Source organism: Achromobacter sp. 1011811831 (assembly GCF_059760905.1).
Genome location: NZ_JCBANG010000004.1, coordinates 16,116 through 27,990 on the forward strand (window position 1 = coordinate 16,116; position 11,875 = coordinate 27,990).

Below are 11,875 nucleotides of genomic sequence, written 5' to 3' on the forward strand. Positions count from 1 at the left end.
CCGGACCAGGTTCCGCGCCAGGCCTCAGGCCAGGTCGTAGCGGTCCAGGTTCATCACCTTGACCCAGGCGGCGACGAAGTCGCGCACGAACTTCTGCTGCGCGTCCTCGCTGGCATAGACCTCGGCCAGCGCGCGCAGCTGCGAATGCGAGCCGAACAGCAGGTCGATACGGCTGCCCGTCCACTTGGGCTGACCGGTCTTGCGGTCACGTCCCTCGAAGGCCTCGCGCTCGGGCGACAGCGGCTTCCACTCCGTGCCCATGTCGAGCAGGTTGCGGAAGAAGTCATTGCTCAGCGCGCCCGGCCGGTCGGTGAAGACGCCGCGGCGGTCCTGGCCCGTCTGCACCTCCAGCACGCGCAGCCCGCCGACCAGCACGGTCATCTCGGGCGCGGTCAGGGTCAGCAACTGCGCGCGGTCGATCAACAACGCCTCTGCCGGCACCGCGAAGCGCGTCTTCAGGTAGTTGCGGAAACCGTCGGCCACCGGCTCCAGCGGCGTGAAGGAATCCACGTCGGTCTGTTCCTGGGAAGCATCCATGCGGCCCGGCGCGAAGGGCACGGTAACGTCGACGCCGGCCTTCTTGGCCGCCTGCTCCACGCCCGCACAGCCCGCCAGCACGATCAGGTCGGCCAGCGAGATCTTCTTGCCGCCGGACTGCGCGCGGTTGAAGTCGGCCTGTATGCCTTCCAGCGCCTTCAGCACCTTGGCCAGCTGCGCCGGCTGGTTGACCGCCCAGTCCTTCTGCGGCGCCAGGCGGATGCGCGCGCCATTGGCGCCGCCGCGCTTGTCGGAGCCGCGGAAGGTGGACGCCGACGCCCAGGCGGTGGACACCAGCTCGGACACCGACAGGCCGCTGGCCTGCACCTTCTGCTTGAGCGCCGCCACGTCCTGGTCGTCGACCAGCGGGTGGTTGACCTTGGGGATGGGATCCTGCCAGATCAGTTCCTCGGCCGGCACTTCCGGGCCCAGATAGCGGGCGCGCGGCCCCATGTCGCGGTGGGTCAGCTTGAACCAGGCGCGGGCGAAGGCCTCGGCCAGTTCCTCGGGATGGTCCATGAAGCGGCGCGAGATCTTCTCGTAGGCCGGGTCGAAGCGCAGCGACAGGTCCGTGGTCAGCATGGTCGGCAGCAGCTTCTTCGACGCGTCGAAGGCGTGCGGAATCGTTGCCTGGGCGTTCTTGGCGACCCATTGGTGCGCGCCGGCCGGGCTCTTGCTCAATTCCCATTCATAGCCGAACAGGTTCTGGAAAAAGCCGTTGCCCCATTTCGTCGGCGTGGTGGTCCAGGTGACTTCCAGGCCGCTGGTGATAGCGTCCGCGCCCTTGCCGGTGCCATGGCTGCTCTGCCAGCCCAGGCCCTGCAGCTCCAGTCCCGCGTCCTCGGGATCGGCGCCCACATTGGACGCCGGGCCGGCGCCGTGCGTCTTGCCGAAGGTGTGGCCGCCGGCGATCAGCGCCACGGTTTCCTCGTCGTTCATGGCCATGCGCGCGAAGGTCTCGCGGATGTCATGCGCGGCCGCGACCGGATCCGGATTGCCGTCCGGGCCTTCCGGGTTCACGTAGATCAGGCCCATCTGCACCGCGCCCAGCGGGTTTTCCAGGTTGCGGCCCGACGGGTTCTTGCCTTCGCCCTTGCCGTAGCGCACGTCGCCGCCCAGCCAGGTTTTCTCATTGCCCCAGTAGACGTCCTGGTCGGGTTCCCAGCTGTCTTCCCGGCCGCCCGCGAAACCGAAGGTCTTGAAACCCATGGTCTCCAGCGCGACGTTGCCGGTCAGGATGAGCAGGTCGGCCCAGGAGATCTTGCGACCGTACTTCTGCTTGATGGGCCACAGCAGGCGGCGGGCCTTGTCCAGGCTGACGTTGTCGGGCCAGCTGTTGAGCGGCGCGAAGCGCTGCTGGCCGCGTCCCGCGCCGCCGCGACCGTCGCCGATGCGGTAGGTGCCGGCGCTGTGCCAGGCCATGCGGATGAAGAGCGGACCGTAGTGGCCGAAGTCGGCGGGCCACCAGTCCTGAGAATCGGTCATCAGCTTGGCCAGGTCCTTCTTCACCGCAGCCAGGTCCAGGCTCTTGAAGGCTTGCGCGTAGTTGAAGTCCTTGTCCATCGGATCGGACTTGCTGGAATGCTGGCTCAGCAGATCCAGCCGCAGCTGGTTGGGCCACCAGTCACGATTCGTCGTACCGCCGCCGGCAGCATGGTTGAAAGGGCATTTCGCTTCGCTCGACATGGGCGCTCTCCTTCAGTGATGGACGGCCGGGCGGGCCGGTCCAAACGACTATACGCGAGAGCACCGTGCAGAAATATTTGATTGCTGCAATACGATCAATAGCTCATCACTATGCTTTGATCACTTTCATCAACCATGTATATCTGCTGGGCGTGCTGCGAGTAGTGGTCACCACTTACAACGCCGCGTCACAAGAAAGGTAGCTCCAAACGATCAACGACACCTTACACGTGCATTCTGCTTGATCACAGACAGGCACATCGAGACGAGCCATCCAGGCATCTTAGATTCGCGCCGACAAACCTGATATAAACCCACTACCGTCCCCTTCAATTCATCGCTTCCATACATCATGGCAACCAGGTCGACCCCGGCATTGAAACTGGCCATCCGGAACTTTGCCCATCTGAAGAACGTAGATCTCAGCTTCGGAGACCTGACCGTGCTGGTCGGCCCGCAAGGCGCAGGAAAAAGCTTGGCCCTGCAATGGCTGAAAGTGGCTATGGATGGCAAGCAACTCGTGGAAAGCTTGAAAAACTCGGGCTATTCGGTCGACCGTTCCGAAGTCCTCATAGATTTGATCTTTGGCAATGGCATGGCCCCTGCCTGGAAGACGGGCGCGACCGAAATTCTGCTGAATCGCAAGAGCATCACGCCGCAAAATATCAGTCGAATCGGCGACGGCAGCGAAAGACTTTTCTTCGTTCCGGCGCACCGTTCAATGCTGTTGAGCGATGGCTGGGCTTCGCCATTTCAAAAACTCTCATCGGATACGCCGGCTGTCGCTCGACTATTCAGCCAGAATCTCTTTGACCGGTTCAACGGCAAAGATGCGGGAACGTTGTTTCCAGTTGAAAGACGACTGAAGCAGGAAATCCGCAAGAAAATCGACGATGCCGTCTTTCACGCTGGCCGGATTGGTATTGAAGAAGATCATCAACACGCACAACGCCTACGTCTGACGCACGGGGATATGCACCTGCCGTTCATGACATGGACTGCAGGTCAACGCGAATTCACACCGCTCTTGCTCGGCCTCTATCACCTGCTGCCCTCGACCCAACAGCGAAAGCGCATAGAAACGGATTGGGTCATCATCGAAGAACCCGAAATGGGTTTGCATCCCCAAGCTGTCACTGCCACGATGCTGTTAGTGCTTGATCTACTGTGGCGCGGCTATCGAGTCGTACTATCAACGCACTCGCCACACGTCTTGACCATGCTGTGGATGATGCGCCAACTGAAAGTCCATCGAGCCCGCTCGCAGCTTGTCTGCGAAGCTTTCGACGTACCCCATTCCCAGACCATGCGGCTTGTGGCAAAAGCTGCTCTCGAAAAAGACTATCGTGCGCACCTGCTCGAATTTGATGATTCTGGAAAGGTAGGCTCCATGGACATTACTTCCCTGGACCCCGGTTCGGAAGATGAACGTATAGCAGGCTGGGGAGGATTGACCAAGTTCTCATCACGCTTTGGCGATGCAGTGCGCGAAGCAGTCAATGAGGCCGAGTGATGGCCAAAAAAACTCCCGTCAGGACAGCACTACAAGACAAATCAACACTGCAGCCCAAAATCGTCGATGGACTAGACGCAGTGGAAGCCTCCCACCACAAGTACTTCGCGGCTGATGTCCGCCCGGACTTCTCCGACAGCCTGGATTTGGACAAGGCAATGAAAGCGGGTCGCGAACAAGAAAACCGCTGGGATTACCTGCTAGGCCACCATTCAAGTGGAAAAGTCGTCGGCGTCGAACCTCACTCCGCTAAACAGGATCAAATCCAGACGGTCATCAAAAAGCGCTCCGCGGCACTAGTGCAATTGAAAGACCATCTACGCGATGGCACCCGGGTCGACCGATGGCTCTGGGTAGCATCCGGCAACGTACATTTTGCGGACACTGAAAAAAGTCGAAGACTGCTTGATCAAAACGGCATCCAATTCGTAGGTAAATCGGTCGCTGCCAAGCACTTGCCCAAATCATCGACGAGTACAAATGAAAACAAGGCTGGCAACCGTAGCCGCAAGCGATAAGGCGCCCGTCACGAGCGCCCATCTGCTCAACGCTGCATGCCCCAGCGCCTGACCGTCAACCGCTCCAGCGTGTCGAAGCCCAGGCTTTCCACCAGCAGGCCGATGATGACCACGGCCGCCAGCCCGGCGAACACCTTGTCGGTGTACAGCTCGTTGCGGTTCTGGAAGATGTACCAGCCCAGCCCGCCCTTGCCGCTGGACGCGCCGAACACCAGTTCGGCGGCGATCAGCGTGCGCCAGGCGAAGGCCCAGCCGATCTTCAGGCCGGCCAGGATCGCGGGCAGCGCGGCCGGCACCAGGATCCACAGCACGTAGCGCAGCCCCGTCAGCCCGTAGTTGCGTCCCGCCATGCGCAGGGTCTCGGACACGCCCAGGAAGCCCGCGTAGGTGTTCAGCGCCAGCGCCCACAGCACGGAATGGATCAGCACGAACACCAGGCTGCCTTCGCCCAGGCCGAACCACAGCAGCGCCAGCGGCAGCAGGGCGATGGCGGGCAGCGGGTTGAACATCGAGGTCAGCGTGGACAGCAGGTCGCGGCCCAGGCGCGTGGACACGGCCAGCGTGGTCAGCGCGAAGGCCAGCGCCACGCCCGCCACATAACCCTGCACCAGCACCCGCAGCGACTGCCCGGCGCGCGCCGCCAGCTCGCCGCTGGCCAGGCCGGCGGCGAAGGCCTGCGCGGTCTGCCAGGCGCCCGGCAACAGCAGGTCGTTATCGGTCAGCCGCGCGGCCAGCTCCCACAGCAGGGCCAGCAGCGCCAGGATGAACAGCTTGCGCACGCCGGCGCGGGCCCACAGGCGCTCGCGCCAGGACAACGGTGCCTCGGCGGCCTGCGCGGGCAACGGCGGCAGCGCGTATTCGATATCGGGACGCGCGGCCAGCGCATCGGCGTGGACGGAGGTGATGACGGACATGGCGGGTCTCGGTGATCGCAAACTGTGGATATCGCGCGCGGCAAAGCCCGCGTATTGAACGGGCGCGGCAATCAACCGCGCGGCGAATGAATGGCGGCAGCCTCAGGCCGCCGCGCGGCGCTCGGCCTCGTCCGCCCGCGCGGACGCCTGATCGAACAGCAAGTCGTGAATGCGCCGCGTGGCCGCCTGGAAAGCGGCCGAGCCCTGGCTGTGCAGGCTGTGCGCCTGCGCGTTCAGCTCGGCGCGCACGCGGCCCGGATGCGGCGACAGCAGCAGCACGCGGCTGCCCAGCACCAGCGCCTCCTCGATGGAATGGGTGACGAACAGCAGCGTGAAGCGCACCTCTTCCCACAGGGCCATCAGCTCTTCCTGCATGCGCCGCCGCGTCAGCGCGTCCAGCGCGGCGAAGGGCTCGTCCATCAGCAGCACGCGCGGCTGCATGGCCAGCGCGCGCGCGATCGCCACGCGCTGCTTCATGCCGCCGGACAAGGTGTGGGGATAGGCGTCGGCGAAGCCCGCCAGTCCGACCTTGTCCAGGTAATGCATGGCGCGCTCATCGGCCTCGCGCCGGCCCAGCTTGCGCGAGGCGATCAGCGGAAACGCCACGTTCTGCCGCAGCGTCTTCCACGGCGGCAGCTGGTCGAATTCCTGGAACACCACGATGCGGTCCGGGCCCGGGCCTTGCACCGGCCGGTCGTCCAGCGCGATGCGGCCTTCGGTCGGCTTGATGAAGCCGGCGACGGCCTTGAGCAGCGTGGACTTGCCGCAGCCCGACGGGCCCAGCAGGATGAAGCGCTCGGACGCGTGCACATCGAAGCTGACCTGATGCGTGGCGCGCACGCGCCGTTCCGGCGTCTTGTATTCGAGCGACACCTTATCCACACGCAGCAGCGGACCTCGGCTTTCAGCGTTATCCACAGGGCTGGCGGAATGGATGGACATGTCGGTTCTCCTTGGTTCTAAAGCCCCCCACGTCCAGACCTCATCGGGGCGGGGCCTTGCCCTTAGCTGCCCTGGGCGGTGACGGCGTCGTCGAAGAAATACTCGCGCCAGCTGGCCGGCGCCGTCTTGATCGCGCCCACCTTGTGCATGAACTGCGCCAGCGTGTAGGTATTCTGCGGCGCCAGCTTGAACTGCACATCGGGGTTCTTGATGATCTTGATGAGGAAGTCGCGGTCGAGCTTGGCGCCGGTCACGCGCAAGTACGTATCGGCGGCCTTTTCCGGATTGGCGGTGGCGAACTCGGCGGCTTCCTGGAGCGCCAGCTGGAAGGCCTTGTAGGTCTTGGGATTGTCCTTGCGGAATTTCTCGGTGGCGAAGAGCACGGTGGACGAGCTGGGGCCGCCCAGCACGTCATACGAATTGAGCACGATGCGCGCCTTGGGGTTCTCGGCCAGCTCCTGTTCCTGGAACGGCGGATTGCCGAAGTGGCCGGTGATCTCGGTGCCGCCGGCGATGATGGCGGCGGCGGCGTCCGGATGCGGCAGCGCCACCGAGATCTTGTCCAGCTTGTCGTAGTGCGCGTCGCCCCACAGCTTGGCCGAGGCCAGCTGCAGCACGCGCGACTGCACCGACACGCCGACGGCGGGCAGGGCGATGCGGTCGCGTTCGGTGAAGTCGGCGATGCTCTTCACGTTGGGATTGTTGGTCACCAGGTAATAGGGAAAATTGCCCAGCGAGGCCACGCCCTTGACGTTCTGCTTGCCGCGCGTGCGGTCCCAGATGGTCAGGAGCGGCCCCACGCCCGCGCCGGCGATGTCCACCGCGCCGGACAGCAGCGCGTCGTTCACCGCCGAGCCGCCGGACAGCTTGGCCCATTCCACCGAGATATCCACACCCTCGGCCTTGCCATGCTTTTCGATCAGCTGCTGGTCGCGCGCCACGTTCAGCAGCAGGTAGACGATGCCGTACTGCTCGGCGAGGCGGATGCGGCCCTCGGCCTGGGCCGGCGAAGGCGAAGCCAGCGCCAGCACGGCGAGGACCAGGGCCAGGCCGGCGCTGGTGAGGACTTGCGCGAATCGGTCTTTTGCGGCGGCGGACAAACGCATGGTGTTCCTTGTGGATAAGTCGTAGTGCTGTGCGGGGCGTGGAATCTGGCGATGCGCGGGCGCGCTCAGAACGGCGCGTCGCCCTCGATGGTGGTGCGGTACAGCTTGCGACGCAGATGGTCGGGCGTGCCGCCGGCCAGATGGATCAGCGAGCGGTTGTCCCAGAACACCAGGTCATGCTCGCGCCAGTGATGGCGATAGACATGCTCGGGACGCACGCTGTGCGCGTACAGCTCGGCCAGCAAGGCGTCGCTTTCGTCTTGCGGCAGGCCTTCGATGCGGGTGGTGAAGCCTTCGCTCACGAACAGCGCGCGGCGGCCGTTCTCCGGATGCGTGCGCACCACCGGATGCGAGACTTCCTGCACTTGCGCCACCTGTTGCGCGCTCAGGTTCGGACGCCAGTTGCCTTCCTTTTGCAGCTGGCCGTACTTGGCCAGATAGGAGTGCACGGCGCGGCGGCCTTCGACCGCGTTGCGCAGCGCCTCGGGCAGCGTGTCGTAGGCCAGGTGCATGTTGGCGAACAGCGTATCGCCGCCTTCGGACGGCAGCTCCTGCGCGTGCAGCAGCGAACCCAGGCTGGGCAGCGCCTTGTACGAGATATCCGAATGCCAGTACTTCCCGGCGTCACCCAAACCCACCGGCTTGCCGTTCTCGACGATGTTGGAAACGGTCAGGATCTCGGGATGGCCGGGCAGGTGGAACTGATGCAGCACGTGGATCATCAGCGGGCCGAAGCGGCGGCTGAAATCGATGTGCTGGCGCGGCGTGATGCGCTGGTCGCGGAACACCAGCAGATGATGGTCCAGATGCGCCTGATGGATGCGGGCGAAATCCTCGCGCGTCAATTCGCGCGACAGGTCCAGGCCGATGAGCTCGGCGCCCAGCGGACCCGGCAGCGGGCGCAGCTCGAAGGCTTGCGGCTGGGCGGCTTGCGGTTCCGCGTGCGCATCCACATCGCGCAGCAGGGCATTGCTTTGGGGCATCGATCGCTCCTGGGCGTCCGGCGCATTGCCGGACCGGATTGGGGCGGCCCGGCGATGCGCCGGGACCAGGAACGATCGATTATGAAAAGCCGGCCTTGCAACGCAAACGAAGATATTGGCGTTTGAACAAAGCCTGGCGTCATAAGGCGCGGCGTCCGCTATGGGAACGCCGCGCCTTCATGTGGATAACTCATAAGCTAGTGAAAAATCGGCATGAAAGCAGCCGCCCGCTACTTTTCCACAGGCAGGTAGGCCTGCGCCAGCTTGACCCAGTACGTGGCGCCCACCGGCAGCAGCGCGTCGTTGAAGTCGTAGTTCGGGTTGTGCAGCTGGCACGGCCCCATGCCGTGATAGCTTTCCATGCGATGGTCGCCGTCGCCATTGCCCAGGAACAGATAGGCGCCCGGCACTTTTTCCAGGAAGAACGAGAAGTCCTCGGCGCCCATGAAGGGCGGCATGTCGCGCAGCACGTTCTCGGCGCCGAACGCGTTCTCGGCCACCTGCGCGGCGAAGGCGGTTTCCTGTTCCCAGTTCACCAGCGGCGGATAGGCGCGCACGAAATCCAGCTCGCCGGTGCCGCCATAGACCTGCGGCAGCGTGGTGGCGATGCGGCGCATGTCGGCCTCGATCTTGTCCAGCGTTTCCACCGAGTACGTGCGCACCGTTCCGCGCAGCACCGCCTCGCCCGGAATCACGTTGTAGGCGTCGCCGGCGTGGATCTGCGTGATCGACAGCACCGCCTGTTCCAGCGGATTCTTGCTGCGCGAGATCACGGTCTGCAAGGCATGCACCATGTCGGCCGCGACGATGATCGGATCCACCGAGGCATGCGGCTGCGCGGCGTGGCCGCCCACGCCCTTGATCACGATGTCCCAGCGGTTGCTCGACGCCATCGTCGGACCGGCGCGAAAGCCGAACTGGTTCACCGGCATGCCCGGCATGTTGTGGATGCCGAACACGGCGTCACAGGGAAAGCGGTCGAACAGGCCGTCCTGCATCATGGCGCGCGCGCCGGCGTTGCCGCCTTCCTCGGCGGGCTGGAAGATGAACACCACGGTGCCGTCGAAGTCGCGGTGCGTGGACAGGTACTGCGCCGCGCCCAGCAGCATGGCGGTGTGCCCGTCATGGCCGCAGCCGTGCATGCGGCCGCTGATGGTGGAGCGGTGCGCGAAACGGTTGTGCTCGGGCATGGGCAGCGCGTCCATGTCGGCGCGCAGGCCCACCGTCTTCTTGCCGCTGCCGGCGCGCAGAATGCCGACCACGCCGGTTTTCCCCAGGCCCGTGTGGACTTCCAGGCCCCAGCCGCGCAGCTTCTCGGCCACCAGCGTGGACGTGCGCGTTTCCTGGAAGGCAAGTTCGGGATGGGCGTGGATGTCGCGGCGCAGCGCGGTGAGTTCGGGATGCGCGCGTTCGATTTCGGCGATGGTCTTCATGGCGGGATCCAGCGGATTCAGGCGGGGAAAAGGGAACAAGGCTGTGGATAAGCCGATGGCGGTGATTGTTCAGGTGTAGCACGGCGGGCAAGAGCGAGAGGGCGCTTTTCCGGGAAAACCCCGTGATCCCCGCCGCGATCCACGGCTGAAATCTGCCTCCGCCGATCGATGGCCGTCATGCGACGGCCGCTCATCGGCCGCCACGCATCAACCGCTGGCGCTTGCCGGCGCGGCCCCCTCATCGTTCAAGTGACAGGCGCTGACATGCCCCGGCGCGATCGCGCGCAGCAAGGGCCTTTCGGTCTTGCAGCGCTGCATGGCCTGCGGACAGCGCGGGTGGAAGGCGCAGCCGGTCGGCGGATCCAGCGGCGACGGCAGCTCGCCCTTGATCGGCCGGTACGCGCGCCGGCCCGGCGTCAGCGTCGGCAGCTCCTTCAGCAGCGCCTGTGTGTACGGATGATTGGCGCGCTGGAAGATCTCGTCGGTGGGCGCCAGCTCGACCACGCGGCCCAGGTACATGATGGCCACGCGGTCCGAGATGTGGCTGACCACGCTGAGGTTGTGGCTGATGAACAGGTACGTCAGGTCCAGCTCGCCGCGCAGCCGCTCGAACAGGTTCAGCACCTGCGCCTGGATCGACACGTCCAGCGCCGCCACCGCCTCGTCGCAGACGATGACGGAGGGCTTGAGCGCCAGCGCGCGCGCGATGCCGATGCGCTGGCGCTGGCCGCCCGAGAACTGGTGCGGATAACGCTGCGCATAGCCTGGGTCCAGCCCGACCTGGCGCATCAGCCCGGCCACGTAATCGGCCTTGTCGCGCGCGGCCACCAGCTTGTGCGCCACCGGCGCCTCGCCGATGATCTCGCGCACCCGCATGCGCGGGTTCAACGAGGCATAGGGATCCTGGAAGATCATCTGCACGCCCAGCTCGTAGGCGCGCCGTTCCGGGCCCGGCAGACTCTGCACCGGCTTGCCGCGATAGCGCAGCTCGCCCGCGCTGGGCGGCAGGATGCCCGAGACGATGCGGCCCAGCGTGGACTTGCCGCAGCCGGACTCGCCCACGATGCCGATGACCTCGCCCGGCATCACGTCCAGGTCCACGCCGGCCACCGCGTGCACGACCTGCGTCTTCAGGCCCGCGCCCAGCAGGTTGGCGATGCGGCCGGCCAGGTCCACCGGCTGCACGAAACGCAGCTCGACGCCGCGCAGCGACAGGATGGGCGTCGAGGCGTCATGCGTCATCGCGCGCTCCGGCGTGCCAGCAGCGCACCCATTGGCCGGGACGGATTTCCTGCGGCTGGGGCTCGGCCAGACAGGCGTCGCTCGCGCGCGGGCAGCGGCCGCGGAACGCGCAGCCTTGCGGCAGGTTGAGCAGCGAAGGGGTCATGCCCGGTATCGGTTCCAATGGCCGCCCGCGCGATTCCGGCGTGGGAATCGACGCGATCAGGCCGTGCGTGTAAGGGTGCATGGGATGGCTGATGACGGCCTCGGTCGTGCCGGTCTCCACCACGCGGCCCGCGTACATCACGGCCACGCGGTCGGCCAGCCCGGCCACCACGGCCAGGTCGTGGGTGATCCAGATCAGCGCCGTGCCGGTGTCCTGGCACAGCTTCTGCACTTCGAACAGGATCTGCCCCTGGATGGTCACGTCCAGCGCCGTGGTGGGTTCGTCGGCGATGATGAGCCGCGGCGAATTCAGCAGCGCGATGGCGATGGCCACGCGCTGGCGCATGCCGCCGGACAGCTGGTGCGGATAGGCGCGCAGCCGTTCCTCGGGCGCGGGTATGCCGACCATGGCCAGCGTTTCCAGTGCGCGCTTGCGCGCCAGATCGCGCGATGCGCCGCCATGCGCCTGCACCGCCTCGATCATCTGCGTGTCCACGCGCAGCACCGGGTTCAGCGTCATCATCGGATCCTGGAAGATCATCGCGATGTCGCGTCCGCGCAGCTGGCGCCAGCGGGCCGGCGTCGCGCCGCGCAACTCCTCGCCGTTCAAGCGGATGCTGCCGTCGACGATGCGGCCCGGCTCGTCCAGCAGGCCCATCAGCGAGAAACCGGTGATGCTCTTGCCCGAGCCGGACTCGCCCACCAGGCCCAGGATCTCGCCGGCCGCCAGATGCAGATCCACGCCGTCCACGGCACGGGCCACGCCGTTGCGCGTGAAGAAATGCGTCTTCAGGCCGCGCACGTCGAGCACGGGTCCGGACGCCGCCGGGGACTTGTCCACAAGGTTCGCCTGCATC

General features: G+C 65.5%; 10 protein-coding genes. 2 read left to right on the forward strand and 8 right to left on the reverse strand.

Annotation, left to right across the window (positions count from 1 at the left end):
- Positions 1–24: 24 nt before the first annotated feature.
- Positions 25–2,223, reverse strand: coding sequence for a catalase/peroxidase HPI (katG, locus tag AC6LJ9_RS02650; RefSeq protein ID WP_498146339.1), 2,199 nt, complete (start codon positions 2,221–2,223; stop codon positions 25–27).
- Between the two features lie 376 nt (positions 2,224–2,599).
- Here katG and AC6LJ9_RS02655 point away from each other — a divergent pair, with 376 nt between their 5' ends.
- Complete coding sequence (locus AC6LJ9_RS02655; RefSeq protein ID WP_498146340.1) at positions 2,600–3,736, forward strand: AAA family ATPase; 1,137 nt, start codon at positions 2,600–2,602, stop codon at positions 3,734–3,736.
- Positions 3,736–4,254 carry a hypothetical protein gene (locus AC6LJ9_RS02660; protein WP_498146341.1) on the forward strand — a complete coding sequence of 173 codons (519 nt, stop codon included), beginning with the start codon at positions 3,736–3,738 and terminating at the stop codon, positions 4,252–4,254. Before AC6LJ9_RS02655 ends, AC6LJ9_RS02660 begins: the two co-directional genes overlap by 1 nt.
- A 26-nt stretch (positions 4,255–4,280) precedes the next feature.
- Here the strand turns inward: AC6LJ9_RS02660 and AC6LJ9_RS02665 are convergent, their stop codons facing one another.
- The 7 genes from AC6LJ9_RS02665 to AC6LJ9_RS02695 all read right to left on the reverse strand — a co-directional run bounded on the left by AC6LJ9_RS02665 (position 4,281) and on the right by AC6LJ9_RS02695 (position 11,874).
- The gene (locus AC6LJ9_RS02665) at positions 4,281–5,168 is read right to left on the reverse strand and encodes an ABC transporter permease (RefSeq protein WP_212313119.1); all 888 of its coding nucleotides are present in this window, start codon (positions 5,166–5,168) and stop codon (positions 4,281–4,283) included.
- A gap of 102 nt (positions 5,169–5,270) precedes the next feature.
- Positions 5,271–6,110: an ABC transporter ATP-binding protein gene (locus AC6LJ9_RS02670; protein ID WP_498146342.1), complete on the reverse strand. Its 840-nt coding sequence runs from the start codon at positions 6,108–6,110 to the stop codon at positions 5,271–5,273.
- Between the two features lie 62 nt (positions 6,111–6,172).
- Positions 6,173–7,216 (reverse strand): ABC transporter substrate-binding protein, encoded by a 1,044-nt coding sequence (locus AC6LJ9_RS02675; protein ID WP_498146343.1) that lies wholly within the window; start codon positions 7,214–7,216, stop codon positions 6,173–6,175.
- Between the two features lie 65 nt (positions 7,217–7,281).
- Positions 7,282–8,199 carry a TauD/TfdA dioxygenase family protein gene (locus AC6LJ9_RS02680; protein ID WP_212313125.1) on the reverse strand — a complete coding sequence of 306 codons (918 nt, stop codon included), beginning with the start codon at positions 8,197–8,199 and terminating at the stop codon, positions 7,282–7,284.
- Positions 8,200–8,429: 230 nt separating this feature from the next.
- A complete protein-coding gene (locus tag AC6LJ9_RS02685; protein WP_498146344.1) occupies positions 8,430–9,632 on the reverse strand; it encodes a M20 aminoacylase family protein in 1,203 nt (400 codons plus the stop codon).
- 207 nt (positions 9,633–9,839) lie between these two features.
- Positions 9,840–10,874 (reverse strand): ABC transporter ATP-binding protein, encoded by a 1,035-nt coding sequence (locus tag AC6LJ9_RS02690; protein WP_498146345.1) that lies wholly within the window; start codon positions 10,872–10,874, stop codon positions 9,840–9,842.
- Entirely contained in the window at positions 10,864–11,874 is a 1,011-nt protein-coding gene (locus tag AC6LJ9_RS02695; RefSeq protein ID WP_498146346.1) for an ABC transporter ATP-binding protein, read from the reverse strand. Before AC6LJ9_RS02695 ends, AC6LJ9_RS02690 begins: the two co-directional genes overlap by 11 nt.
- Position 11,875: the final 1 nt, after the last annotated feature.